The following is a 26,978-nucleotide window of genomic DNA, read 5'->3' on the forward strand; positions in this document are numbered from 1 at the left end:
GGCGACAGGCTTTTACGTCGCCACACAGCTTTAAAACAGTCGTGACAATGACCATTTAGGGAGGAAGCGGTGAAGATAGCCGAGCGCTCGTCCGAACGTTCCCGACCGCCAGGATCACGAACGCCCGATCACCGCTGTCGGGCCACCAATTTTACCAGCCTTACCCCCTCTCTCACAGGCGCGGCAGATAGCCGCAGCCCGGGACGAGACCTCTTTCCTATTGAAGCGCCGCCAAAACGAGGCAGAAGTCTACGTGGATAAAATCCTCATCCGTGGGGCCCGCACCCATAATCTGAAGAACATCGACCTTACCCTCCCCCGGGACAAGCTCATCGTCATTACCGGCCTGTCCGGTTCCGGCAAGTCTTCGCTGGCGTTCGACACCCTCTATGCCGAAGGCCAGCGCCGCTACGTGGAATCCTTGTCGGCCTATGCCCGGCAGTTCCTGTCGATGATGGAAAAGCCCGACGTGGACACCATCGAAGGCCTGTCCCCGGCGATCTCCATCGAGCAGAAATCCACCTCGCACAACCCGCGCTCCACCGTGGGTACCATCACCGAGATCTACGACTACCTTCGTCTGCTCTATGCGCGCGTCGGTACGCCCCGCTGCCCGGAACACGACGTGCCCCTGGAAGCCCAGACCGTCAGCCAGATGGTCGATCAGGTGCTGGCCATGCCGGAAGGCGAGCGACTGATGCTGCTCGCCCCCATCGTGCGCGAGCGCAAGGGTGAACACCTCTCGGTATTCGAGGAACTGCGCGCCCAGGGCTTCGTCCGCGTCCGCGTCAATGGCCGTCTGCACGAGATGGACGAACTGCCCAAGCTCGACAAGCAGAAGAAGCACACCATCGAGGTGGTGGTGGATCGCTTCAAGGTGCGCGAAGACCTCCAGCAACGCCTGGCGGAATCCTTCGAGACGGCGCTGAAGCTGGCCGACGACATCGCCATCATCGCGCCCATGGAAGGCGGGAAGGGTGAGGAGATCGTCTTCTCCGCGCGTTTCGCCTGTCCGATCTGCGGCTTTTCCATCGGCGAGCTGGAGCCCAAGCTGTTTTCCTTCAACAACCCTGCCGGTGCCTGTCCGACCTGCGACGGCCTGGGCGTGAAGCAGTTCTTCGATGCCCGCCGTGTGGTCAACGAGGAGCTCAGCCTCAGCGAGGGCGCCATCCGCGGCTGGGACAGGCGCAACGTCTACTACTTCCAGATGCTCGGCTCATTGGCGAGCCACTATGGCTTCAGCCTGGACGAGCCCTTCAAGGGTCTCGATGACAAGCACCGCAAGGCGGTCCTCAGCGGCTCCGGACGCGAGAGCGTCAACTTCCGCTATCTGAATGACCGCGGCGACATCGTCAAGCGCGCCCACCCCTTCGAAGGCATCCTGCCGAATCTGGAGCGGCGTTATCGCGAGACCGAATCCCAGAGCGTGCGCGAAGAGCTGGCGAAGTATCTGAGCACCCAGCATTGCCCGGACTGCAATGGCACCCGCCTGCGCCGCGAAGCCCGGCATGTGTGGGTCGGCGACAAGACCCTGCCGGCGGTCACCCGCCTGCCCGTGGGCGATGCCACCCAGTACTTCCAAGACCTCACCCTCAAGGGCCAGCGGCAGCAGATCGCCGACAAGATCCTCAAGGAGATCCGCGAGCGCCTGCAGTTCCTGGTCAACGTCGGCCTGGACTACCTGACCCTGGATCGCAGCGCGGACACCCTGTCCGGCGGCGAGGCGCAACGTATCCGCCTGGCCAGCCAGATCGGTGCGGGTCTGGTGGGCGTCATGTACATCCTCGACGAGCCTTCCATCGGCCTCCACCAGCGCGACAACGAGCGCCTGCTGGGTACCCTGACCCACCTGCGCGACCTGGGCAACACCGTCATCGTCGTCGAGCACGACGAGGACGCCATCCGCCTGGCGGACTATGTCATCGACATAGGTCCGGGCGCCGGCGTACACGGCGGCCAGATCATTGCGGAAGGTACGCCCGACCAGGTTATGCAGCACCCCGACTCGGTGACCGGGCAGTACCTGTCGGGTCGCAAGAAGATCGCAGTCCCCGCCAAGCGCACGCCGCGGGACAAGAAGAAGCTGCTGAAGCTAAAGGGTGCCCGCGGCAACAACCTGCAGAACGTCAATCTGGAGATTCCCGTTGGGCTGCTGACCTGCGTGACCGGGGTATCCGGCTCCGGCAAGTCGACTCTGATCAACAACACCCTCTTCCCGCTGACCGCCACGGCGCTCAATGGCGCGACGACCCTGGAAGTCGCCGCCCATGACAGCTTCGACGGCATGCAGCACCTGGACAAGGTGGTGGACATCGACCAGAGCCCCATCGGCCGGACGCCACGTTCCAACCCGGCGACCTACACCGGTCTTTTCACCCCGATTCGCGAATTGTTCTCCGGCGTCCCGGAATCCCGCTCCCGCGGCTACACCCCGGGGCGCTTCTCCTTCAACGTCAAGGGCGGCCGCTGCGAGGCCTGCCAGGGCGACGGCGTCATCAAGGTGGAGATGCACTTCCTGCCGGACGTCTATGTCGCCTGTGACGTCTGCAAGGGCAAGAGATACAACCGCGAGACCCTGGAGGTGAAGTACAAGGGCAAGACCATCACCGAGGTGCTGGACATGACCATCGAAGAGGCCCATGCCTTCTTCGAGTCCATCCCGGCCCTGGCGCGCAAGCTGCAGACGCTGATGGATGTCGGCCTGTCCTATATCCGTCTCGGCCAGAGCGCTACGACCCTGTCAGGCGGCGAGGCCCAGCGTGTGAAGCTGGCGCGGGAGTTGTCCAAGCGTGATACCGGCAAGACACTCTATATTCTTGACGAGCCTACTACCGGTCTGCACTTCGCCGATATCCAGCAGCTGTTGGACGTTCTGCATCGCCTGCGGGATCACGGCAATACCGTGGTGGTGATCGAGCACAACCTCGATGTCATCAAGACCGCCGACTGGCTGGTGGACCTGGGCCCGGAAGGCGGTTCGAAGGGTGGTCAGATCATCGCGACAGGTACACCCGAGGAGGTCGCGGCGAACAAGAAGTCCTATACCGGCCACTTCCTCAAGCCCTTGCTGGAACGTGACCGGGAGTAATCTTCGGCACCTTCCAGAACGCAAAAAGCCCGGCCAATGCCGGGCTTTTTCTTGCTCACGAAAAGATGCGGTAGGTTGGGCTGAGCACAGCGAAGCCCAACTTCCGGAAGCCAACCCCTGCCCCTCACCGCCCCGACCCGCCGCCGTTCGCTTGATCCCTGCAGCGGAGCTGATTGTTGGGCTTCGCTGCGCTCAGCGCCAACCTACGATGATTCTGTGCCGCGCTTCCAACCCAACAGCCTGGCGTAGCCGGGCTGTTGGGGCTCTTGGGCTCTTTGCAGACTTAAAGCAGCACCTGCCTAGCAGGCACTGCTTCAACGCCGCCGCCGCGCCCTTTTGGTCCCCTCTCCCCCGGGAGAGGGCTAGGGTGAGGGCAACCTCAGCCACGCGGCTTCAGGCGTCCGCTAGCCAATTAGCCGCTCCCAGCACTCAAGCCCATGACGCCCGGCCAAACTTTCCTCGCCCCAAAGACAACACCCCCGCCAGAATGAACTGAGCGGGGGTGCTGGGTGTTAGGCGCTTGACGATGACCTACTCTCACATGGGGAAACCCCACACTACCATCGGCGATGCATCGTTTCACTTCTGAGTTCGGGAAGGGATCAGGTGGTTCCAATGCTCTATGTTCGTCAAGCAATTCGGTTGGCTGACCAGGCGATGAGGCTGCCTGGCTGGCTCAATTGGGTTTGTGATCGAAGTAGACAACTCGTCTTTGGGGTCTTGCGAACCCACGCGCCGTTTTCGGCGTCGTCTTCCTCACGCTCTGACCGCGGTCAGATTGTTTGGGTGTTATATGGTCAAGCCTCACGGGCAATTAGTATCGGTTAGCTCAACGCCTCACAGCGCTTACACACCCGACCTATCAACGTCGTAGTCTTCGACGGCCCTTCAGGAAGCTCAAGGCTCCAGTGAGATCTCATCTTGAGGCAAGTTTCCCGCTTAGATGCTTTCAGCGGTTATCTCTTCCGAACATAGCTACCCGGCAATGCCACTGGCGTGACAACCGGAACACCAGAGGTTCGTCCACTCCGGTCCTCTCGTACTAGGAGCAGCCCCTCTCAAATCTCAAACGTCCACGGCAGATAGGGACCGAACTGTCTCACGACGTTCTAAACCCAGCTCGCGTACCACTTTAAATGGCGAACAGCCATACCCTTGGGACCGGCTTCAGCCCCAGGATGTGATGAGCCGACATCGAGGTGCCAAACACCGCCGTCGATATGAACTCTTGGGCGGTATCAGCCTGTTATCCCCGGAGTACCTTTTATCCGTTGAGCGATGGCCCTTCCATACAGAACCACCGGATCACTAAGACCTACTTTCGTACCTGCTCGACGTGTCTGTCTCGCAGTCAAGCGCGCTTTTGCCTTTATACTCTACGACCGATTTCCGACCGGTCTGAGCGCACCTTCGTACTCCTCCGTTACTCTTTAGGAGGAGACCGCCCCAGTCAAACTGCCCACCATACACTGTCCTCGATCCGGATAACGGACCAGAGTTAGAACCTCAAGATTGCCAGGGTGGTATTTCAAGGATGGCTCCACGCAGACTGGCGTCCACGCTTCAAAGCCTCCCACCTATCCTACACAAGCAAGCTCAAAGTCCAGTGCAAAGCTACAGTAAAGGTTCACGGGGTCTTTCCGTCTAGCCGCGGATACACTGCATCTTCACAGCGATTTCAATTTCACTGAGTCTCGGGTGGAGACAGCGCCGCCATCGTTACGCCATTCGTGCAGGTCGGAACTTACCCGACAAGGAATTTCGCTACCTTAGGACCGTTATAGTTACGGCCGCCGTTTACCGGGGCTTCGATCAAGAGCTTCGCTTGCGCTAACCCCATCAATTAACCTTCCGGCACCGGGCAGGCGTCACACCCTATACGTCCACTTTCGTGTTTGCAGAGTGCTGTGTTTTTAATAAACAGTCGCAGCGGCCTGGTATCTTCGACCGGCATGAGCTTACGGGGTAAACCCTTCACCCTCACCGGCGCACCTTCTCCCGAAGTTACGGTGCCATTTTGCCTAGTTCCTTCACCCGAGTTCTCTCAAGCGCCTTGGTATTCTCTACCCGACCACCTGTGTCGGTTTGGGGTACGGTTCCTAGTTACCTGAAGCTTAGAGGCTTTTCCTGGAAGCATGGCATCAACCACTTCTCCTTCTAAAAGAAGGATCGTCATCAGCTCTCGGCCTTAACTGTCCGGATTTACCTAAACAGTCAGCCTACCACCTTAAACTTGGACAACCAACGCCAAGCTGGCCTAGCCTTCTCCGTCCCCCCATCGCAGTAACTAGAAGTACGGGAATATTAACCCGTTTCCCATCGACTACGCCTTTCAGCCTCGCCTTAGGGACCGACTCACCCTGCGTCGATTAACGTTGCGCAGGAACCCTTGGTCTTTCGGCGTGCGAGTTTTTCACTCGCATTGTCGTTACTCATGTCAGCATTCGCACTTCTGATACCTCCAGCAAGCTTCTCAACTCACCTTCACAGGCTTACAGAACGCTCCTCTACCGCATCACCAAAGGTGATACCCGTAGCTTCGGTGCCTGGTTTGAGCCCCGTTACATCTTCCGCGCAGGCCGACTCGACTAGTGAGCTATTACGCTTTCTTTAAAGGGTGGCTGCTTCTAAGCCAACCTCCTAGCTGTCTAAGCCTTCCCACATCGTTTACCACTTAACCAGGACTTTGGGACCTTAGCTGACGGTCTGGGTTGTTTCCCTTTTCACGACGGACGTTAGCACCCGCCGTGTGTCTCCCATGCTCGGCACTTCTGGGTATTCGGAGTTTGCATCGGTTTGGTAAGTCGGGATGACCCCCTAGCCGAAACAGTGCTCTACCCCCCAGAGTGATACATGAGGCGCTACCTAAATAGCTTTCGAGGAGAACCAGCTATCTCCGAGCTTGATTAGCCTTTCACTCCGATCCACAAGTCATCCCCTGCCTTTTCAACGGAAGTGGGTTCGGTCCTCCAGTCAGTGTTACCTAACCTTCAACCTGCTCATGGATAGATCGCCCGGTTTCGGGTCTATTCCCAGCGACTAAACGCCCTATTAAGACTCGCTTTCGCTACGCCTCCCCTATTCGGTTAAGCTCGCCACTGAAAATAAGTCGCTGACCCATTATACAAAAGGTACGCAGTCACCTAACAAAGTAGGCTCCCACTGCTTGTACGCATACGGTTTCAGGTTCTATTTCACTCCCCTCTCCGGGGTTCTTTTCGCCTTTCCCTCACGGTACTGGTTCACTATCGGTCAGTCAGGAGTATTTAGCCTTGGAGGATGGTCCCCCCATATTCAGACAGGGTTTCTCGTGCCCCGTCCTACTCGATTTCATTGATAAGAGCGTTTCGCGTACAGGGCTATCACCCACTATGGCCGCCTTTTCCAAAGCGTTCCGCTACTCTCAAATCAACTTAAGGGCTGGTCCCCGTTCGCTCGCCACTACTAAGGGAATCTCGGTTGATTTCTTTTCCTCAGGGTACTTAGATGTTTCAGTTCCCCTGGTTCGCCTCTTAACCCTATGGATTCAGGTTAAGATACCCAGCTTATGCTAGGTGGGTTTCCCCATTCAGAGATCTCCGGGTCGCAGGTCATTTGCCACCTCACCGAAGCTTATCGCAGGCTATCACGTCTTTCATCGCCTCTGACTGCCAAGGCATCCACCGTATGCGCTTCTTCACTTGACCATATAACCCCAAGCAATCTCGCTGGCATCCAAGGACGCTACCGATCTGCAGGCGTTACATGAGTGAAGACGACATTTCGCCGAAAACTTGCGCTTGAGTTCGCAAGATTTTACCTTGACGACACTAACTGCCAGTGAAAACAGTTAATGCAGTCTACTTCTATCACTTTCCCAATTTTTTAAAGAACAGTTCTGATCAAAGACCAGAAGTCAGCTTTTGTGCCCTTCTCATTACCTTTCGGCAGGGAGAAGTCAAAGGCTCACTTCTGAGCTTTTCAAGCAATCGCGTTAGCGGTAGGTGGAGATGGTGGAGCCAAGGAGGATCGAACTCCTGACCTCCTGCGTGCAAGGCAGGCGCTCTCCCAGCTGAGCTATGGCCCCATCGATTGGTGGGTCTGGGCAGATTCGAACTGCCGACCTCACCCTTATCAGGGGTGCGCTCTAACCAACTGAGCTACAGACCCAATCGTCTTACCTTGAGTCTAACTAACTCAATTGCTCTTTTATCAGTGAATCAAGCAATTCGTGTGGGTGCTTGCCAGCAAGCTGACATCTTCGATTAAGGAGGTGATCCAGCCGCAGGTTCCCCTACGGCTACCTTGTTACGACTTCACCCCAGTCATGAATCACTCCGTGGTAACCGTCCTCCCGAAGGTTAGACTAGCTACTTCTGGAGCAACCCACTCCCATGGTGTGACGGGCGGTGTGTACAAGGCCCGGGAACGTATTCACCGTGACGTTCTGATTCACGATTACTAGCGATTCCGACTTCACGCAGTCGAGTTGCAGACTGCGATCCGGACTACGATCGGTTTTATGGGATTAGCTCCACCTCGCGGCTTGGCAACCCTTTGTACCGACCATTGTAGCACGTGTGTAGCCCTGGCCGTAAGGGCCATGATGACTTGACGTCATCCCCACCTTCCTCCGGTTTGTCACCGGCAGTCTCCTTAGAGTGCCCACCATAACGTGCTGGTAACTAAGGACAAGGGTTGCGCTCGTTACGGGACTTAACCCAACATCTCACGACACGAGCTGACGACAGCCATGCAGCACCTGTGTCTGAGTTCCCGAAGGCACCAATCCATCTCTGGAAAGTTCTCAGCATGTCAAGGCCAGGTAAGGTTCTTCGCGTTGCTTCGAATTAAACCACATGCTCCACCGCTTGTGCGGGCCCCCGTCAATTCATTTGAGTTTTAACCTTGCGGCCGTACTCCCCAGGCGGTCAACTTAATGCGTTAGCTGCGCCACTAAGATCTCAAGGATCCCAACGGCTAGTTGACATCGTTTACGGCGTGGACTACCAGGGTATCTAATCCTGTTTGCTCCCCACGCTTTCGCACCTCAGTGTCAGTGTTAGTCCAGGTAGTCGCCTTCGCCACTGGTGTTCCTTCCAATATCTACGCATTTCACCGCTACACTGGAAATTCCACTACCCTCTACCACACTCTAGCCAGACAGTTTTGGATGCAGTTCCCAGGTTGAGCCCGGGGATTTCACATCCAACTTATCAAGCCACCTACGCGCGCTTTACGCCCAGTAATTCCGATTAACGCTTGCACCCTTCGTATTACCGCGGCTGCTGGCACGAAGTTAGCCGGTGCTTATTCTGTCGGTAACGTCAAAACTCACAGGTATTCGCTGTAAGCCCTTCCTCCCAACTTAAAGTGCTTTACGACCCGAGGGCCTTCTTCACACACGCGGCATGGCTGGATCAGGCTTTCGCCCATTGTCCAATATTCCCCACTGCTGCCTCCCGTAGGAGTCTGGACCGTGTCTCAGTTCCAGTGTGACTGATCATCCTCTCAGACCAGTTACGGATCGTCGCCTTGGTAGGCCTTTACCCTACCAACTAGCTAATCCGACCTAGGCTCATCTAATAGCGTGAGGTCCGAAGATCCCCCACTTTCTCCCGTAGGACGTATGCGGTATTAGCGTTCCTTTCGAAACGTTGTCCCCCACTACTAGGCAGATTCCTAGGCATTACTCACCCGTCCGCCGCTAAATCGAGGAGCAAGCTCCTCTCATCCGCTCGACTTGCATGTGTTAGGCCTGCCGCCAGCGTTCAATCTGAGCCATGATCAAACTCTTCAGTTAAGTAGACTGATCGGGTTTTGAGAAAACCCTAAACTTGGCTCAGCAATCGCAAAAAACTCATGAATTCACGAGTTACTTGTGTTGCTGATAATCTTGCGACACCAGACTTATCTCACAAGCACCCACACGAATTGCTTGATTCAACTTGTTAAAGAGCAGTTGGTTGCGACCGTGTCGCTAACCGAGGCGCGCATTCTACGCTGTCCTCACATCCTGTCAAGCGTTGATTTGAACTTTTTCGTTTCAACTCAACCACTTGCGCTTGCCTGACTGGTCTAGCCAATCTCGGCAGCGGGAGGCGAATCCTACAGCATCCTGAGACGCTGTCAACCCCCTCCGCTTCATCCCGTCATCACCCGGAGGTGAAGACCAAACAGCGAAGAATCCGTGGACCCCTCGCCCGGCTCAGACCTAAGTGCTTGATTTTCAAGCCGCTTCAGCGTCTGCGCTGGAAGTGGGGCGCATTATAGGGGAGTTTCGGGGCAGGTCAACAGGTTATTTTCAGAAAGGCCAAAAAAGAAAGGGGGGCTGCTTACGCAGCCCCCTTTCCTATAGACCTCTCGTGCGGCTAGCCGCGGCCGACACGGCGATTGCGCCAGAGGGTGGTGAAGGGGCCGGAGACGGCATAGGCCAGGAAGCCCAGCAGCAGCACGCGCGGCGGGTCGGTGAAGACCACGGCGAAGACCAGCACGGCGATCAGGATGACCACGAAGGGCACCCGCCCTTTCAGGCCCAGGGTCTTGAAGCTCCAGTACTTGAAGTTGCTGACCATGAGCATGCCAGCCGCGGCGACCATCAGGGCTACCAGCAGGGACAGCTTGGAGCCCTGGATGCCGAAGTCACTGAAGCACCAGACGGTACCGGCCACCAAGGCAGCCGCGGAAGGACTGGCCAGGCCGATGAAGTAGCGCTTGTCCACGGAACCGATCTGGGTGTTGAAGCGCGCCAGACGCAAGGCGGCGCCTGCCACATAGATGAAGGCAACGGCCCAGCCGACATTACCCAGGCCGCTCAGTGCCCACTGGAAGGCCAGGATCGCCGGCGCGACGCCGAAGGCGACCATGTCGGAGAGCGAATCGTACTGCTCGCCGAAGGCGCTCTGGGTGTTGGTCATGCGGGCGACGCGGCCATCCAGGCCATCAAGAACCATGGCGATAAAGATGGCGGCGGCAGCGGCCGAGAAACCGGCGGAGGCAATCTCGTACTGCCCCTGGATGAAGGCGGTCTGAGCCGCAACACCCTTGATGATCGAATAGAGGCCGGCAAAGAGCGCCGCGGTGGTGAAGAGGTTGGGCAGCAGGTACACGCCACGGCGTCTGATCTTGCGCCCCTGGGCGTCCTGCGTCTCCTCGATGTGTTCATCCACGGGGATGAGGCCGTCGGTGTTGGTGTTGGACGGGGTTTCTTCGGGACGCTCGCTCATGGATTTTCCTTGGGCATTACCTGACGGATTGGACTGACCTCTTGAGGATAGGGTTCAGCCTAACCTCCCATGCTAAGGCATTGCCGGGGTCGTGGGCAGTGCAATAAAAAACGCGGCCGAAGCCGCGTCTTTACTGTTTGTTACAGGGCTGACGCCCTGCCCGATCAGTTCTTGGTCTTGTCGACGATCTTGTTCGACGCGATCCAGGGCATCATGGCCCGCAGCTTCTCGCCGACCTGCTCGATCGGGTGAGCCGCGTTGTTGCGACGGTAGGCGGTCATGGAAGCGTAGTTGGACGCACCCTCGGCCACGAACATCTTGGCGTACTCGCCGTTCTGGATGCGCTTGAGCGCATTCTTCATGGCGGCGCGCGACTCGGCGTTGATCACCTCGGGGCCGGTCACGTACTCGCCGTACTCGGCGTTGTTGGAGATCGAGTAGTTCATGTTGGCGATGCCGCCTTCGTACATGAGGTCGACGATCAGCTTCAGTTCGTGCAGGCACTCGAAGTAGGCCATTTCCGGCGCGTAGCCGGCTTCGACCAGGGTTTCGAAACCGGCCTTGACCAGCTCGACCGCACCACCGCACAGCACGGCCTGTTCGCCGAACAGGTCGGTTTCGGTCTCGTCCTTGAAGGTGGTCTCGATGATGCCGGTACGGCCGCCGCCGACACCGCAGGCGTAGGACAGGGCGACGTTCTTGGCATTGCCGGAAGCGTCCTGGTGGACGGCGACCAGATCAGGGATGCCGCCGCCCTTGACGAACTCGGAGCGCACGGTGTGACCCGGGGCCTTGGGCGCGATCATGATGACGTCCAGGTCAGCGCGGGGCACGACCTGGTTGTAGTGGATGGCGAAACCGTGGGCGAAGGCCAGGGTGGCGCCCTGCTTCAGGTTCGGCTCGACTTCGTCCTTGTACAGCTTGGACTGGAATTCGTCGGGGGTCAGGATCATGACCACGTCGGCGGAGGCGACCGCGTCCTTGACCGGCTTGACGGTCAGGCCATGGGCCTCGGCCTTGGCCACGGTGGCCGAGCCGCTGCGCAGGCCGACGACGACGTCGACGCCGGAGTCCTTCAGGTTGCAGGCGTGGGCGTGGCCCTGGGAGCCGTAGCCGATGATGGCGACCTTCTTGCCCTGGATGATGGAAAGGTCACAGTCTTTGTCGTAGTAAACGCGCATTGCAGGTTCTCCTGGAAAAGGGGGGTATCAGATGCTCAGGGCTTTGTCGCCACGGGAAATTCCGGTCACGCCGCTACGCACCACCTCGAGGATGGACGCGGCGCCGATCGCCTGGATGAAGCTGTCGATCTTCTCGCTGGTGCCCGCCAGCTGAATGGTATACACGCTGCTGCCGACATCGACGATCTGGCCGCGAAAGATATCGGTGGTGCGCTTGACCTCGGCGCGCTGGGCGCCAGTGGCCTTGACCTTGATCAGCAGGAGTTCGCGCTCGATGTGGGCGCTCTCGGACAGGTTGACCAGTTTCACCACCTCGATGAGCTTGTTGAGGTTCTTGGTGATCTGCTCGACCGTCTCTTCCTGGCCGATGGTGGTCAGGGTCAGGCGCGACAGGGTCGGATCTTCGGTCGCGGCGACCGTGAGGCTTTCGATGTTGTAGTTGCGCTGGGAAAACAGGCCGACCACGCGGGACAGGGCGCCGGGCTCGTTTTCCAGCAGCAGGGAGATGATGTGTCTCATGTTCAGGTCCGCTCCGTCTTGCTCAGCCACATGTCGCGCATCGCGCCATCCTTGATCTGCATCGGATAGACGTGTTCGGTGTTGTCCACGGCGATGTCGAGGAAGACCAGGCGATTCTTCATGGCGAAGGCCTCGGCCATCATCGGCTTGAGGTCTTCCAGACGTTCGATGCGCATGCCGACGTGGCCATAGGCCTCGGCCAGCTTGACGAAGTCCGGCAGGGATTCCATGTAGGAGTGGGAGTAGCGGCTGCTGTACTGCATATCCTGCCACTGGCGGACCATGCCCAGGGCACCGTTGTTAAGGCAGACGATCTTCACCGGCAGGTCGTACTGCATGCAGGTGGAGAGTTCCTGGATGTTCATCTGCACGCTGCCTTCACCGGTGACGCAGGCGACGTCGGCGTCCGGGAAGTTGAGCTTGACGCCCATTGCCGCCGGAAAGCCGAAGCCCATGGTGCCGAGGCCGCCGGAGTTGATCCAGCGATTGGGCTTGTCGTAGCGGTAGTACTGGGCGGCGAACATCTGGTGCTGGCCCACGTCCGAGGTGATGTAGGCATCGCCCGCGGTGACGTCGTACAGGGTCTCGATGACGGTCTGCGGCTTGATGATGCTGCCGTCGCCCTTGTCGTAGGGGAACATCTCGCGACCGCCACGCCATTCCTCGATCTGCTTCCACCAGGCGGCCTGGCTTTCGGCGTGGGGCTTCTCGCTCAGCTCGCGGACCACGGCGACCATCTCGGTGAGGACGCTGTCGACCGGACCGACGATGGGCACGTCGGCCTTGATGGTCTTCGAGATCGACGCCGGGTCGATGTCGACGTGGATAATCTTGGCGTTCGGGCAGAAGCGCGTGGCGCCGTTGATGACGCGGTCATCGAAGCGTGCGCCCACGGCGAGGATGACGTCGCTGTGGTGCATGGCCAGGTTGGCCGGGTAGCTGCCGTGCATGCCGAGCATGCCGAGGAACTGGCGATCGCTGCCCGGATAGCCGCCGAGCCCCATCAGGGTATTGGTGACCGGCAGGTTGAGCAGGCGCGCCAGCTCGGTGAGGGCCGCGGAGGCGCCGCCGAGGATGACACCGCCACCGGCGTAGAGAACCGGGCGCTTGGCCGCCACCAGCATCTCGATGGCCTTGCGGATCTGCCCGGAATGACCGCGTTGCGCCGGATTGTAGGAGCGCAGCTTGATCTTCTTCGGATAGACGTATTCGAATTTCTTGGTCGGATCGCCCATGTCCTTGGGGATGTCGACCACCACCGGACCGGGACGTCCGGACTCGGCGAGGTAGAAGGCCTTCTTGAGGACTTCGGGGATCTCGGAGGGATGCTTGATGATGAAACTGTGCTTCACGATCGGCCGGGAGATGCCGACCATGTCGGTTTCCTGGAAGGCGTCGGTGCCCACCATGTTGCTCGGCACCTGCCCGGACAGGACCACCATGGGGATGGAGTCCATGTAGGCGGTGGCGATGCCGGTGATGGCATTGGTCGCACCGGGCCCGGAGGTCACCAGGACCACGCCGGCCTTGCCGGTGGCGCGGGCATAGCCGTCAGCCATGTGAGTGGCGGCCTGCTCGTGACGAACCAGGATGTGGTTGAGCGCCGGTTCCTTGAACAGGGCGTCGTAGATGTGCAGCAGGGCACCGCCCGGGTACCCGTAGATGTGTTTCACGCCTTCGTCGCGCAAGAAGCGGACGACCATCTCAGCGCCAGTTAATAGCTCCACGTATCACCTCATTCCACGCATGGCGAGCGCCCATTGGTGGACGCTCAAGGTTCGGTTGACTGCAAGGCAGAGCATGGGCGACGGTGGTCACCGACGATTCAGCTGCCTAGAAAGCCTTGTTGGAAGATTCCGATGAATGCTGGAGCTTCCACCCGACGCGAGGTAACGCGGTGCAGGGTATTTGACTGTGGCGGCGCGGGTAGGCACCTCATGGTCTGCCGAGCAGTCAGCTTTGGGCCGACTCGCTACAGCGAACTTTGGATTGTTCGCATTCGACCGGTGCAAGTCAAGCCGAAAGGTGCAACCGGGCGCAATCGGTCGTCGGCGATCAGCCGTGATGAAAAGGTCGACGTCTCCTCTTATAGTGAAGTCCTGTCCTCTCCCCTTCCAGGATTCCCATGCGCTCGATCTTCTGGCTTTCCGCCCTGGCTTTCGCCTGCAGCCTGTCCGCCCAGGCCGCGCAGGTCTACAAGTGGACCGACGACAAGGGTGTCACCCATTTCAGTGCCCAGCCGCCCGAGGGCCAGAAGGCCAACGAGGTGGACGTGAAGACGGCGCCGCAGATCAATGGCGGTGGCACTGCGCCCACCTACAAGATGCCCAACGGCGCCCAGCAGCCGTCGGTGTCCAACGATGCCCAGCAGCAGGAGCTGGATCGCCAGGTGAAGGCGCAGGTGCGCGAGGAGCAGAACAAGCTCAAGGAGCAGTGCGACCAGGCGCGCCAGAATCTGGCGCAGCTGCGCAACAATCCACGCATCCTGGTGCAGTCCGGTCGTGGTGAGACGCGGCGGCTGAGCGAAGAGGAGCGTCAGCAGCGGCTGGCCGAGACCCAGCTGTCCATCGAGCAGAACTGCGGCAAGTAGCTCAGGGGCCTTCGATGATGCGATCGAATTCGGCCAGGGACGCGAGCAGGGGCAGGACCGGATCGAGATTGCCCTGGTAGACCATCTCGGCCATCGGCCGGATGCCCGAGCGCGCCGGCAGCACCGCATCGCTTTCGATGATCAGCTTCATCCGTGGCACGAAGATCCACTGCAGCCACTGGGCAAAGCTCAGGGTATCGACGCAGAAGGGCTCCTGGCTGGCCAGGGCCTCGGCGCTGGGCGCCTGCGCCGACCACCAGCCGAGCAGGCGCAATTCACGCTCGATCTGCAGCAGCTGATCGGCCAGGGCGGGCAGGCGCTCGTCCATCAGGTACCCACCTGCGCCTTCTGCCGGGCCAGGGCGGCCCCGGAGGCATCGCCCTGGGCTTCGCGGGCCTGGGCGATCAGCTGCCAGAGACTGGCCTGCAGGGCCGGACGACCATTGGCGTAGGTCAGGGCGCGACGGGCCAGTTGCTCGCCCTGGGCCGGATCGTTCTGCGCCAGGCGCACCTGGGCCAGGCGATAGAGCACCTGGGGCTCGCGCGGCGCGATGCGCTGGGCACGCTCCAGGCTCGAGGAGGCGCCGTTGAGATCGCCACCACCCTGCTGTTGCTGGGCGGTGGTCAGCAGGGCCAGCACCGGACCGTCGAGCTGCTCGTCGGCAGCCAGGCCGCCGCCCGTGGAAGTGCTGGCGGAGGGGATGCCAGTCGGCGCGCTGCTGGCAGCGGCGGCGCCCTGAGTGGCGGGCGGATAGACCGGCTGTGAATAGCTCGGCTGTACCGGCGCCTGGGCGGGCGGCGTGCTGGGGCTGGACGAGGTGATCAGCGGCGCCGAGGCCGCCGGCGCGGCATAGGTCTCCAGAGGCGCGGAACTGCCGCCCGGCACCATGACGGTCACCCCGGCATCGGCCGGCGCACTGGGCGCTGCGGCCACCGGAGCCTGGCGCTGCGCCGGCAGGGGCCGGTTGTTGCCCTGGCGATAGAGTTCGCCGTTGGACACCGGACCGCCGGAATCGACCACGGGGATGGCGCCACGCTGCGGCGCGGCGCAACCGGCGAGGAGAACACCGGCGATCATCACCGGCCAGACTGCTTTCGTCACCTTGGGACCTCTCAATTCAACCAACCCTTGACCCAATCCATGACCGGACTGCCGCTGTTGCCGTTACCGCCGGCGGCGGGTGCGGCCGGTGCACCACAGGAGGCGCCCGCTGGCGGTTCACTGCCGCGAATATAAGGCATCTGCACGGCATTGGGACACGAGGGATCCGTGCCGCGGCCAGTGGTGGCATCGACCCAGGCCTGGGTGATGTTGTCCGGCACCGGCATATCCAGGGAGACCGGATCGGCGCGGCGCATGAAGTTGCTCCAGACCTGCAGGGCGCCGGTGGCACCGGTCAGCGGTGTCTTGCCGTTGTCGTCGCGCCCCAGCCAGACCACCGCCAGCAGATCCTGGCTGAAGCCGGAGAACCAGCTGTCGCGGGAATCGTTGGTGGTACCGGTCTTGCCCGCCAGGTTCACGCTGGTGGGGATCTGGTTGTAGACCGAGCGGCCGGTGCCCTCGCGCATGACACGCTGCATGGCGTACTGCACCAGGTAGATGGCGCCGGTATCGAAGCGCTGCTCGATCTGGAACGGATAGCGCTTGAGCGGCTCGCCATTGGCGTCGAGCACGCTGCGGATGCTGCGCAGCGGCGTATTGAAGCCGCCGTTGGCCAGCGTCTGGTACATGGTCGCCACTTCCATGGGCGTCAGGGCGCCGGCACCGAGCAGGGTCGCCGGGTAAGGCGGCAGGGCGCGACTCACCCCCAGGCGCTCGACGGTCTTGAGCACCTCGGGTAGCCCCAGGTCCAGGCCCAGGCGCGCCGTGGAGAGGTTGTAGGAATGCGCCAGCCCCTGATAGAGGAAGATGGTGCCGTGCGCCTTGTGCTCGTAGTTCTGCGGCCGCCAGACCTGGCCGTCGGCGCCTTTCACCGAGAAGGGCTCGTCCTGGATCAGGGTGGTCAGGGTGTACTTGCTGGGGCGTTCCAGGGCGGTGAGATAGACCGCCGGCTTGATCAGCGAACCGACCTGGCGCACCGCATCGAGGGCGCGGTTGTAGCCGGCGAAGCGCGGATCGCGGCCACCCAGCAGCGCCTGGACCTCACCGGTTTCCGGATTGGTCACCACCATGGCCGACTCGACGTTTTCCGCGCCCTTGCGACCATCGATGCGCTTCAAAGCCTCGGCCATGGCCGCTTCGGCCTTGGTCTGCAGGATGGGGTCGAAGCTGGTGAAGATGCGCAGCCCTTCCTCGGTGAGGTCTTCGTCGCGGTAGTCCTGCTTGAGCTGACGCTTGACCAGGTCGACGAAGGCCGGGAAGGAACTGTTGGTCAGGCTGCCGGCCTTGGTGATGCCCAGCGGGCGGGCTTTGGCGGCCTCGGCCTCGGTGGCGCTGACCACGCCCTGCTCGGCCATGAGGTCGAGTACCAGATTGCGGCGGGCCATGGCGCGCTCGGGATAGCGACGCGGGTTGTAGTAGGACGGGCCCTTCACCAGACCGACCAGCAGGGCGACCTGATGCAGTTTCAGTTCGCTGAAGGGCTGGCCGAAGAAGTACTGGGCGGCCAGACCGAAGCCGTGGATGGCGCGCGAGCCATCCTGACCGAGGAATACCTCGTTGAGATAGGCCTCGAGGATTTCCTGCTTGCTGTAGTGCAGCTCCAGCAGCAGCGCCATCAGGGCTTCGGTGCCCTTGCGGGTGATGCTGCGCTCGTTGGTGAGATAGAAGTTCTTGACCAGCTGCTGGGTCAGGGTACTGCCACCCTGGCGAACCTGGCCGCTGGTGGCGTTGACCCAGACGGCGCGCGCGATGGACTTGGGCGAGACGCCGTGGTGATGCCAGAACTCGCGGTCCTCGACGGCCACCAGGCCATCGACCAGGTGCGGTGGCGCCTGGTCGAGCTTGATGAGGATGCGATCCTCGTTATGCGCCGGATAGATGCCGCCGATCATCAGCGGTTCCAGGCGGGCCACGGCCAGGTTGCTGCCATCCAGGGCGCTGACGCCGGAGACGGTGCCGCCGGCGAAGCGCACGCGGATCGCCCGGGCCGGTTCGACGCCTTCGTAGAACTGGAAGCCGCGGGTGTTCAGCTCGACCGTGGAGGCACCCACGGAGACGCTGCCGGGGCCGTCCACGGTCTTCTCGCGGCGATAGCCGAGGGCATCGAGTTCGGTGAGGAAGTCGTCACGGCTGAGCTTGACGCCATTGAACAATTCCAGCGGCCGGGCATAGACCTTGGCCGGGATGGTCCAGCGCTTGCCGGAGAATTTTTCCTGGACCACGGCATCCAGATAGATGCATACGCCAGCCAGGGCTACCAGCGCGACCAGACCAAGCTTGACTGCCCAGCCGGACAGACGGCGCCAGTCAAAGGTCTTGCGCTTGCGGGAACGAGAGGATCGGGGTCGCTTCATGGCGGCGCATTATACGCACTTGCCCGTTGGCCGACAGCGGCCCACAAGCGCTTCGTCAGCTGGGGTTCAAGGATGCCCCTTCCCGGTGTCTTGGCTTGCGTGGACCGCCCTGGCAGCGATAATGCCGCCATCCATTTCCTACAAGGACCGCCCGTGAGCCAGCTCCTGATTTCCGCCCTGCAGAACCCGGCGCTCTATCCCCACCCCACCTCGGCGTTCCGGGTGATCGAAACCCATATTTCCTGGGTCGTGCTGACCGGCGAGGTCGCCTACAAGATCAAGAAGCCGGTGAACTTCGGCTTCCTCGACTTCACCGACCTGGAGGCCCGCGGTCACTTCTGCCGTGAGGAGCTGCGCCTCAATCAGCGCCTGACCCGCGATCTCTACCGGGACGTGGTGGCCATCACTGGCAGCGAAGGCGCTCCCGAGCTGGATGGCAGCGGTCCGGTGATCGAATACGCCCTGCGCATGCGCGAATTCCCCCAGAGCCAGCTGCTCAGCGAAGTGCAGCAACGCGGCGAACTGACCGAGGCGCACATCGATGCCCTGGCCGCCCAGATCGCCCGCTTCCACCTGGCAGCGCCCCAGGTGGCGACCGAGCATCCGCTGTGCACCCCGGACGCCGCCATGGCGCCGGTGCGGCAGAATTTCGAGCAGATCCGCGCCATGCTCGGCGAGGCGGCCGACCTCAAGCAGCTCGATCAGCTGGAAGCCTGGGCCGAAGCCAGCTACGCCCGCCTGCTGCCGCTGTTCGAGACCCGCTGCCGAGACGGCTTCATCCGCGAATGCCACGGCGACATCCACCTGGCCAACGCCACCCTGCTCGACGGCGAGGTGGTGCTGTTCGACTGCATCGAGTTCAACGAGCCCTTCCGCCTGACCGACACCATGGGCGATGCCGGCTTCCTGGCCATGGACCTGGAAGACCGGGGTCTCAAGGCGCTGAGCAACAGATTCGTCAACGCCTACTTCGAGGCGACCGGCGACTATGCCGGTCTTGCCCTGCTCGACTTCTACAAGGCCTATCGCGCCATGGTGCGCGCCAAGATCGCCCTGTTCCGCCTGGGCCAGGCCGAGGAGCCGGCGCTGCGGGCCGAGATCCTCGCCAGCTATCGCAGCTACACGGCCCTGGCCGAGGGCTACACCCAGGTGCCTCAGCCCTTCGCGGCGGTGATGCATGGCGTCTCGGGCATCGGCAAGAGCACCGTGGCCCTGGTCCTGGTCGAAGCGCTCGGCGCCATTCGCCTGAGATCCGATGTCGAGCGCCAGCGCCTCTATGTCGACAGCGACGAAGCCACCCGTTACAGCGCCGCAGCCGGCGAAGCCACCTATGCGCGACTGCACGAGATCGGCGCCCAGGTGCTGGCGGCCGGCTATCCGCTGGTGCTCGACGCCACCTATCTCAAGCAGGCCCAGCGCGCCGCGGCCCAGGCCCTGGCCGAAGCCCAGGCCGCCCCCTGCTGATCATCGACTGCCAGGCGGACGACGAACTCATCGCCCGCTGGCTGCAGGAGCGCCAGGCCGAGGGGACCGATCCTTCCGAAGCCACCCTCGCGGTGGTGGCAGCCCAGCGCCAGGCGCAGGATCCGCTCGAACCCGCCGAGCAGGATCGGGCACTGGTGGTGGAACTGGAGCGCGCGGGACAGCTGGAGGCCCTGCCGACTCGACTGCTGCGCCGCCTGGGTCGCGCGCCGGTCTGACCGCGACCTCCTGGGAGGCAGAACAAGCGTTCCGTCACAGCTCGTGGAGTTGTGGATTTACGGTCGCCGACGAGCGGCTTATCGTGCGACCCACGTCACAACCTCTGCGTAACAAGAAGGAATTGGCACCATGTACCTCATCGGCGATCAGCCTCCCTATGTCGATCAGCTGCGTCAGGCGCTGCAGGCCATTCCGGCGCGGCTGGTCAGTGGTGTGGCGCCGAGTCGGCAGCCGCTGCAGCTGAGTCCCGCCGCCCTGCTGCAGGACTGGATGCGCAATGACGAGGTCTATCTGATCCAGCGCGGCCCGCTGCGGGTGGTGTTGGATCAGCGGGCGCTGTTCCAGCTCGGCGAGGGCGATCTGATCGGCCTGGGGCGCACCCTGGACCTGCCGATCCTCAACTACGAGAGCGAGGCCGACGTGCGGGTGCTGCCCTACGACCGCGAGACCTTTCTCGCGGCGGCCACCGCCACGCCGGTCCAGCGCGATGCCCTGCTGAGGTACATGCTGGGCCAGCAGTCGCTGCTGGCCCAGGCGCTGATCCGGCTCAAGCCGCCAGTCACCCAGCCGGCGACCGGCTTCCGTCGCTATGCCGCCGGCGAGGTCATCATCCGCCAGGGCGACTCCGCCGAGCATGTCTTCGTCATCACCGAAGGCCATGCCGAGGCCTGGGTGGATGGCTGCAAGGTCGGCGAGGTCTGCCAGGACGAGATCGTCGGCGCCCTGGCGGTCTTCACCCATACGCCGCGTACCGCCAGCGTCATCGCCAAGACCGTCTGCACTGTGCTGGTGATTCCCCAGGATCAGTTCGTCTCGCTGATGGAGACCACCCCGCGCATCGCCCACAGCCTGATCGAGAACATGGCGCGCCATATCGATACGCTGAACAAGGAAGTCACTCGCCTGCGCACTGCCCCGGAGTGCCCCGCTGGCAGTAATTAAGAAATATTCTCGAATACGCTTGACGATGGAATGAGAATTGTTATTATTCAACTCAGCCGGTCGCGAGATCGGTCGATAACTGGAGGTCCAGCAGTGGTCTTCGGGTTATCTCCTCATCAGGCTAATCACGGTTTTGGACCCGGCTCTGCCGGGTCTTTTTTTGTCCGGAATCTGACGCTAGCGGCGATCCAGTACGACTGGCACAGCATCAGCCGGCCGCTCCTCCCCCAGAACATAGGCCGCCTGCAGTTGCCGGGCAGCCCGCGCGGCACGGTGGGCGTCGCCGGCATGGATCAGACCCAGGGGCCGATTCTCGTCGACCCACTCGCCGGGCAGTGCCAGATCAGCCAGGCCTACGGCAGGATCCACTTTATCTTCCGGGCGCTGTCGACCGCCACCCAGTTCGACCACCAGCAAACCCAAGGCACGGGTATCGACCTGCTGCACCCAGCCCGGGCGGACCGGATGGACGGCGCGCACGATCGGAGCCCGAGGGAGATGCTGCCAGGGCCGCTTGGTCAGGTCGGACGGGCCGCCCAGGGCCAGGTTCATCGCCGCGAAACGCGCCAGGGCGGCGCCGCTCTGCCAGGCCTCAAGCACCAGGCGCTCGGCCGCGATGGCATCGTCGGCCAGTCCGGCCAATTGCAGCGTCTCCTCGGCCAGCGCCTGGATCACCTGCCAGAGGCGCGCGCTGCGCACCTCGCCGGCCAGCAGGGCGATCGCCTCCTCCACTTCCAGGGCATTGCCGGCGCTGCGCGCCAGGGGCTGGCCCATGTCGGTGACCAGGGCGCGGGTACGGACACCTGCCGCCTCGGCGACCTCGACGATGCTGTCGGCCAGGCGCAGGGCGGCTTCCTGCTCGGCCATGAAGGCACCGCCGCCGGTCTTGACGTCCATGACCAGCACGTCCAGGCCGGCGGCCAGCTTCTTGGCCAGGATGGAGGCGGTGATCAGGTCCACCGATTCCACCGTGGCGGTGACGTCGCGAATGGCATAGAGGCGGCGATCGGCCGGGGCCAGATCGGCGTCCGGACCGACGATGGCGCAACCCACCTCGGCCACCACCTGACGAAAGCGCGCGAGGCCAGGACGGATACGATAGCCGGGGATGCTCTCCAGCTTGTCGAGGGTGCCGCCGGTATGGCCCAGGCCGCGCCCGGAGATCATCGGCACATGGCAGCCACAGGCGGCGAGCAGCGGTGCCAGCACCAGGCTGGTGAGATCGCCCACGCCGCCGGTGGAATGCTTGTCCACCACCGGCCCCGGCAGGTCCCAGTGCAGCACCTGGCCGCTGTCGCGCATGGCCAGGGTCAGGGCGGTGCGCTCCGCAGCGGTCATGCCACGCAGCAGGGTGGCCATGGCGAAGGCGGCGATCTGGCCTTCGCTGAGGCTGTCGTCGGCGATGCCGCGGACCAGCCGCTGGAGATCCGCAGCGGACACCTCCAGGCCATCGCGCTTCTGGCGGATCACTTCCTGGGCAAGCCACATGGGCGGACTCCTCAGAAGTCTTCGAAGGCGCCGGGCAGCAGCTCGGCCAGGGTCCAGGTGCGGGTACGGCCGGGTTCGCTGCCGCTGCAGACGATGGTCGCGTCGGGCGCCATCAGCTCCAGCAGCACCTGCCGGCAGGCGCCGCAGGGACTGATCAGGGGGACGCCCGGCGCATGGATGGCCATGGCAGCGAAGCTGCGCGGCGGCAGGCCTCGGCTGATGGCGGCGAACAGGGCGCTGCGCTCGGCGCAGTTGGTCAGGCCGTAGGAGATGTTTTCCACGTTGCAGCCATGGATGACCTCGCCCTCGGCGGTCAGCAGGGCGGCGCCCACGGGAAATTCCGAATGCGGACAGTAGGCGCGCTCGGCTGCAGCGACCGCTTCCGGAAGCAATGCGGCGAGGTGCGCAGGCAGGTTGGTGCTCATGACAGTCTCCAGATCAGAATTGATAACCCACCCCCGCATAGTAGCCCCAGCCGTTGGAGCGACCCTCGAAATCGCCCTCGCCAAAGTTCAGCTCGGTGCCGTCGCGCCAGTTGCCGCCATTGTGGAAGTGCCGCGCCGCGAACATGAAGCGCAGGTGGGTGAAGGCATAGAGCAGCACGTTGGTGGACACGGTGGCATTGGCCGTACGCCCCGGCTCGTCGCCCAACTGCGAGCCGAAATCGAAGTTGGTGAAGCCGACATAGGTCAGGGAGGCGCCGTTGTCGAACCTGGCCAGCGGCCAGATGTACTTGAGCTGGGCCCGATAGCCGTCCCAGGAATCCTCGTTGGCGGCGCCATAGTTTTCCCACTGGCGGCGGCCGTAGAGGTTGGCGGACAGCAGTACCGGAGTACGGGTCTCGATGTCGGTACCGAAGCCGGCGTAGAGGGTGTTCTGCCGACTGGCCTGGCTGCTGCCGTGATCGTAGATCCAGTCGAAGGCCAGGTACCACTCCTTGAACGGCCCGAAGGCCAGCGAGCGGCCGGTGAGCTGATCGAGGGAAATCCGCGGTTCGTGCTCCATGAACAGGGGCGAACCGCGGTCCCAGACGCCGGAGTCGTGGCTGTTGCCGATGCCAAGCACCTTGGGCACGTCGATGTAGCCATAGAGTTCGAAGGGCCCCTTGCGGCCGAAGTACTCGTACTCCAGATAGACGTCGTCCACGGGCTGCGGGCCGAAGCTGATGTCCTTGCTGCCGATCAGGGTCAGATCCTGGTTGTACCAGGACGATAGATAGGGCGAGCGATTTTCCGTCTGTTGCGCGGCAGGACTGGCGGTCTCGCCCTGGGCGCTGTCGGTCGCGACAGCGGGAGCGGCCAACAGCTGAGTGCTGCAGCAGAGCAGGAGCGATAAGGCGCCGAAGCACACGCGACGGGGGCGGGAAAACGTCATGAGGAGGGTTCCTGAGCAAAAGCCTTGAGAAGCCGCGGACAACCCGTGGCGGCGAAGCCGCAGCACGCCACGGTCATCCGCTGTTACGTTTTGGCGCACCCAGGCCAGCTGTGCACCATAAAGTGGACCCGATGGTCCGATCAACATCGACCTAGAGGCCGATGAAGAAGCCGGCCAGGGCTGCGCTCATCAGGTTGGCCAGGGTGCCGCCAAGCATGGCGCGCAGGCCCAGCTGAGCCAGTTCGTGACGCCGCTGCGGGGCGATGCCGCCCAGGCCGCCGAGCTGGATGGCGATGGAGGAGAGGTTGGCGAAGCCGCACAGGGCGAAGGTGACGATGACCTGGGTGTGCGCCGACAGCGGCTGGACGCCAGCCGCCGCCGACTTGACCGGGTCCAGGTAGGTCGAGAGGTCGGCATAGGCGACGAATTCGTTGAGCACCAGCTTCTGGCCGATGAAGCCACCGGCCTGCACCGCCTCGCTCCAGGGCACCCCGATGAGGAAGGCCACCGGCGCCAGCAGATAGCCCAGCACCAGTTGCATGCTCAGTTGCGGCACGCCGAACCAGGCGCCGCACCAGCCGAGGATGCCGTTGAGCAGGGCGATCAGGGCGATGAAGGCCAGCAGCATGGCACCGACCGCCAGGGCGATGCGCAGACCGACCTGGGCGCCTTCGGCGGCCGCATCTATGACGTTGGCCGGACGCTCCTCGCCCTCTCCCAGGGTCTTCATGGCCTGGTCGCGCGGCTGCTCGGTCTCCGGCTCCATCAGCTTGGCCATCAGCAGTCCGCCCGGGGCGGCCATGAAGCTGGCGGCGATCAGGTACTTGAGTTCCACGCCCATGCCGGCGTAGCCCAGCAGCACCGAACCGGCCACCGCGGCGAACCCGCCGACCATGATGGCGAACAGCTCCGAGCGGGTGAGATCGGCGATGAAGGGCCGCACCACCAGCGGCATTTCCGACTGGCCGAGAAACAACGTCGCGGTGACCGTGGTGGATTCCACCCGACTGGTGCCGAGCAGGGCGTGCAAGGCCCCGCCCACCACACGGATGATCCAGCCCATGATGCCCAGGTAGTAGAGCACCGCGATCAGGCTGCCGAAGAACACGATCAGGGGCAGCACCCGCACGGCGAAGACGAAGCCGCCGTTACCGAAGTACTCGAACATCCTCGGTCCGGCGAGGCCGCCGAAGAGGAATTCGATGCCCTTGTCGGCATAGAGCTGCAGGGAGGAAACGGCTCCGGAGACGCTGCCGAGCACCTGCTGGCCCCAGGGAATGTAGAGGACGAACAGACCGAGTCCCGCCTGCAACAGAAAGGCCGCAAGCACGGTACGCACGCGAATGGCGCGCCGCTGGCGGGAAAAGAGGATGGCGATGGCCACCAGCAACAGCATGCCCAGCACAGAGATCATCAAGAGACTCCTGACAGGATCGCCCGATAGCGGCGATCGATGGGCGATATCCGTAAGCAAGGCGCCTGCCAGATCCTGTCCGGGCGATCAGCTTTTTGTGACCGCTCAGTCAGCGAGACGTAGCGGTCGGTCCAGCTGCAGACCCGCGGGCGAGAGCCGTGCCCCATAAGCCAGCACCTGCACGCCCTGCCGGCGGGCTTCGCCCAGGGCCAGGGCATAGGCGGCATCGATCTCCGCCGCCGGGCGCACCGCCTCGATGCCATCGAGCAGCACGCAATAGAGCAGCACCGCCCGCTCGCCGGCCGCGGCCAGGGCCGCCAGCTCGCGCAGATGGCGGGTCCCGCGGGTGGTCACGGCATCGGGAAAGGCGGCGACCGTGGTGTCGGCAAAACCCAGGGTGACGCTCTTCACCTCCAGATACAGCGGCCCGGCGGGATACTCCAGGCGGAAATCGGCGCGACTGTTCTCCAGGCCGTAGGCCACCTCCCGGCGCAGGGCGGTGAAGCCGGCCAGCTCGGGAATGCCACCCGCCAGCAGGGCCTCTTCCACCAGGCGATTGGCACGAGCGGTATTAATGCAGGCCAGGCGCCCGTGATCCGTCTCGACCAGTTCCCAGGTGCCGGGCAGCTTGCGCTTGGGACCACTGGCCCGGCTGAACCAGACCCGGGCGCCCGCCGGCTGACAGTGAAGCATGGACCCGGTATTGGGGCAGTGCAGGGTCAGCACCTCACCGCTGGCGGTCTCGATGTCGGCGAGAAAACGCTTGTAGCGGCGCAGCAGGCGACCCTCCTCCAGGGGCGGATCGAATCTCACCGGGCCCTCCAGCGCTGCAGGCCCTGGGCGATGCGGGCGACGGCCTCGTCCAGGCGCGGCAGCGACTGGGTGTAGGCGAAGCGCACATGGGTGTCGGCACGGTGGCGACCGAAGTCCAGGCCGGGGGTGATGGCCACGTGTTCGGTCTCCAGCAGGAACTGGCAGAAGGCATAGGCGTCGCCGCCAAAGGCGGAGATGTCGGCATAGAGATAGAAGGCGCCCTGAGGCTCGACGGCGATTTCGAAGCCCAGGCCACGCAGCGCCGGCAGCAGATAGTCGCGCCGGCGAGCGAATTCGGTGCGCCGCTCTTCGAAGATGGCCATGGCCTCTGGGGTAAAACAGGCCAGGGCCGCCTGCTGCGCCACGGTAGAGGCGCTGATGTAGAGATTCTGCGCCAGTTTTTCCAGCTCCGGCACAGCGGCGGGCGGCGCCACCAGCCAGCCGAGGCGCCAACCGGTCATGCCGAAGTACTTGGAGAAGCTGTTGAGCACAAAGGCCGAATCGTCGACTTCCAGTACGCTGGGGGCGTCCAGGCCGTAGGTCAGGCCGTGGTAGATCTCGTCCACCACCAGGTGACCACCCCGCGCCCTGAGGGCGGCCGACAGCCCGGCGAGTTCATCGCGATCGAGCAGGGTGCCGGTCGGATTGGCCGGCGAGGCCACCAGGGCGCCGACGCTGGCCGGTTGCCAGTGCCGCTCGACCAGCTCGGGCGTGAGCTGGTAGCGGGTGTCGGCACCGACCGGGATCAGCTGAGCCGCGCCTTCCACCAGGCGCAGGAAGTGCCTGTTGCAGGGATAGCCGGGATCGGCCAGCAGCCAGTGCCGCCCGGGATCGACCAGCAGGGCGCTGGCCAGCAGCAGGGCGCCCGAGCCACCGGGGGTGATCAGCACCCGCTCCGGATCCAGGTCGATGCCGTAGCGCTCGCCATAGAAGGCGGCGATGGCGCGGCGCAACTCCGGCAGGCCGCGGGCCGCGGTATAGCGGGTCTGACCGGCTGCCAGCGCGGCCTGGCCAGCGGCGACCACCGGGGCGGCGGTGGTGAAATCGGGCTCGCCGATCTCCAGGTGGATGACGTCGTGCCCGGCGGCCTGGAGCTGGTTGGCGCGCTCCAGCAGGGCCATCACATGGAAGGGCTCGATGGCCTGGCTGCGTGCGCTGTAGGAATTGGACATGGACGGGGTCCGAACTTGTGGCGAAGGCGGGATTCT

Annotated in this window: 16 protein-coding genes, 2 tRNA genes, 3 rRNA genes and 1 pseudogene; 4 read left to right on the top strand and 18 right to left on the bottom strand. The window is 62.9% G+C overall.

All coding sequences use genetic code 11. From position 1 onward, the window contains the following. Window positions 1-253: 253 nt before the first annotated feature. Window positions 254-3,088, top strand: coding sequence for an excinuclease ABC subunit UvrA (uvrA, locus tag BGI51_RS05030; RefSeq protein WP_187980474.1), 2,835 nt, complete (start codon window positions 254-256; stop codon window positions 3,086-3,088). A gap of 518 nt (window positions 3,089-3,606) precedes the next feature. Here uvrA and rrf read toward each other — a convergent pair. From rrf to BGI51_RS05075, 9 genes are all read right to left on the bottom strand, one after another. Then, a 5S ribosomal RNA gene (rrf, locus tag BGI51_RS05035) occupies window positions 3,607-3,722 on the bottom strand. 159 nt (window positions 3,723-3,881) lie between these two features. Continuing rightward, a 23S ribosomal RNA gene (locus BGI51_RS05040) occupies window positions 3,882-6,774 on the bottom strand. A 304-nt stretch (window positions 6,775-7,078) separates the two neighbouring features. Further along, a tRNA-Ala gene (locus tag BGI51_RS05045) sits at window positions 7,079-7,154 on the bottom strand. 6 nt (window positions 7,155-7,160) lie between these two features. Then, window positions 7,161-7,237: transfer RNA gene (locus BGI51_RS05050), tRNA-Ile, on the bottom strand. A gap of 96 nt (window positions 7,238-7,333) precedes the next feature. Continuing rightward, window positions 7,334-8,870, bottom strand: a 16S ribosomal RNA gene (locus BGI51_RS05055). Together the 16S, 23S and 5S rRNA genes with 2 tRNA genes alongside form the textbook arrangement of a ribosomal RNA operon. 568 nt (window positions 8,871-9,438) lie before the next feature. Then, entirely contained in the window at window positions 9,439-10,293 is an 855-nt protein-coding gene (gene pssA, locus BGI51_RS05060) for a CDP-diacylglycerol--serine O-phosphatidyltransferase (RefSeq protein WP_133861906.1), read from the bottom strand. Between the two features lie 164 nt (window positions 10,294-10,457). Further along, complete coding sequence (ilvC, locus tag BGI51_RS05065) at window positions 10,458-11,474, bottom strand: ketol-acid reductoisomerase (RefSeq protein WP_133861907.1); 1,017 nt, start codon at window positions 11,472-11,474, stop codon at window positions 10,458-10,460. Between the two features lie 27 nt (window positions 11,475-11,501). Then, the gene (ilvN, locus tag BGI51_RS05070) at window positions 11,502-11,993 is read right to left on the bottom strand and encodes an acetolactate synthase small subunit (RefSeq protein ID WP_007159690.1); all 492 of its coding nucleotides are present in this window, start codon (window positions 11,991-11,993) and stop codon (window positions 11,502-11,504) included. A 2-nt stretch (window positions 11,994-11,995) separates the two neighbouring features. Then, complete coding sequence (locus tag BGI51_RS05075; protein ID WP_133861908.1) at window positions 11,996-13,720, bottom strand: acetolactate synthase 3 large subunit; 1,725 nt, start codon at window positions 13,718-13,720, stop codon at window positions 11,996-11,998. 398 nt (window positions 13,721-14,118) lie between these two features. Between BGI51_RS05075 and BGI51_RS05080 the strand changes: the two genes are divergently transcribed. Beyond that, a complete protein-coding gene (locus BGI51_RS05080) occupies window positions 14,119-14,583 on the top strand; it encodes a DUF4124 domain-containing protein (RefSeq protein WP_133861909.1) in 465 nt (154 codons plus the stop codon). A gap of 1 nt (window position 14,584) precedes the next feature. On the opposite strand, the gene BGI51_RS05085 is transcribed toward BGI51_RS05080, so the two are convergent. From BGI51_RS05085 to mrcB, 3 genes are read right to left on the bottom strand one after another with little or no spacing between them, the layout of a single operon-like run. Further along, window positions 14,585-14,911: a YqcC family protein gene (locus BGI51_RS05085; RefSeq protein ID WP_133861910.1), complete on the bottom strand. Its 327-nt coding sequence runs from the start codon at window positions 14,909-14,911 to the stop codon at window positions 14,585-14,587. Further along, entirely contained in the window at window positions 14,911-15,660 is a 750-nt protein-coding gene (locus tag BGI51_RS05090; RefSeq protein WP_187981264.1) for a tetratricopeptide repeat protein, read from the bottom strand. Before BGI51_RS05090 ends, BGI51_RS05085 begins: the two co-directional genes overlap by 1 nt. A 35-nt stretch (window positions 15,661-15,695) precedes the next feature. Further along, on the bottom strand, window positions 15,696-18,038 hold the full coding sequence (gene mrcB / locus BGI51_RS05095) for a penicillin-binding protein 1B (protein ID WP_187980475.1): 2,343 nt from the start codon (window positions 18,036-18,038) through the stop codon (window positions 15,696-15,698). A 153-nt stretch (window positions 18,039-18,191) separates the two neighbouring features. On the opposite strand from mrcB, the pseudogene BGI51_RS05100 reads away from it, so the two are divergent. Together BGI51_RS05100 and BGI51_RS05105 are read left to right on the top strand one after the other, a co-directional pair. Beyond that, window positions 18,192-19,738: pseudogene (locus BGI51_RS05100) on the top strand (AAA family ATPase). A gap of 130 nt (window positions 19,739-19,868) precedes the next feature. Then, on the top strand, window positions 19,869-20,681 hold the full coding sequence (locus BGI51_RS05105) for a cyclic nucleotide-binding domain-containing protein (protein ID WP_187980476.1): 813 nt from the start codon (window positions 19,869-19,871) through the stop codon (window positions 20,679-20,681). Window positions 20,682-20,858: 177 nt separating this feature from the next. Here BGI51_RS05105 and deoA read toward each other — a convergent pair whose 3' ends face one another. The 6 genes from deoA to BGI51_RS05135 form a co-directional block, all read right to left on the bottom strand. Continuing rightward, on the bottom strand, window positions 20,859-22,169 hold the full coding sequence (deoA, locus tag BGI51_RS05110; protein WP_187980477.1) for a thymidine phosphorylase: 1,311 nt from the start codon (window positions 22,167-22,169) through the stop codon (window positions 20,859-20,861). 11 nt (window positions 22,170-22,180) lie between these two features. Continuing rightward, window positions 22,181-22,594 (bottom strand): cytidine deaminase, encoded by a 414-nt coding sequence (locus BGI51_RS05115; protein WP_187980478.1) that lies wholly within the window; start codon window positions 22,592-22,594, stop codon window positions 22,181-22,183. Window positions 22,595-22,607: 13 nt separating this feature from the next. Beyond that, the gene (locus BGI51_RS05120) at window positions 22,608-23,543 is read right to left on the bottom strand and encodes a nucleoside-specific channel-forming protein Tsx (RefSeq protein WP_252977211.1); all 936 of its coding nucleotides are present in this window, start codon (window positions 23,541-23,543) and stop codon (window positions 22,608-22,610) included. 151 nt (window positions 23,544-23,694) lie between these two features. Continuing rightward, window positions 23,695-24,957 (bottom strand): NupC/NupG family nucleoside CNT transporter, encoded by a 1,263-nt coding sequence (locus BGI51_RS05125; protein WP_187980479.1) that lies wholly within the window; start codon window positions 24,955-24,957, stop codon window positions 23,695-23,697. Window positions 24,958-25,062: 105 nt separating this feature from the next. After that, window positions 25,063-25,770 (bottom strand): DNA/RNA nuclease SfsA, encoded by a 708-nt coding sequence (sfsA, locus tag BGI51_RS05130; RefSeq protein ID WP_187980480.1) that lies wholly within the window; start codon window positions 25,768-25,770, stop codon window positions 25,063-25,065. After that, window positions 25,767-26,942 (bottom strand): pyridoxal phosphate-dependent aminotransferase, encoded by a 1,176-nt coding sequence (locus tag BGI51_RS05135; protein ID WP_187980481.1) that lies wholly within the window; start codon window positions 26,940-26,942, stop codon window positions 25,767-25,769. Before BGI51_RS05135 ends, sfsA begins: the two co-directional genes overlap by 4 nt. Window positions 26,943-26,978 lie beyond the last annotated feature (36 nt).

Origin of the sequence: Pseudomonas oryzihabitans, assembly GCF_014522265.1 — a bacterium.
Lineage (GTDB): Bacteria > Pseudomonadota > Gammaproteobacteria > Pseudomonadales > Pseudomonadaceae > Chryseomonas > Chryseomonas aestiva.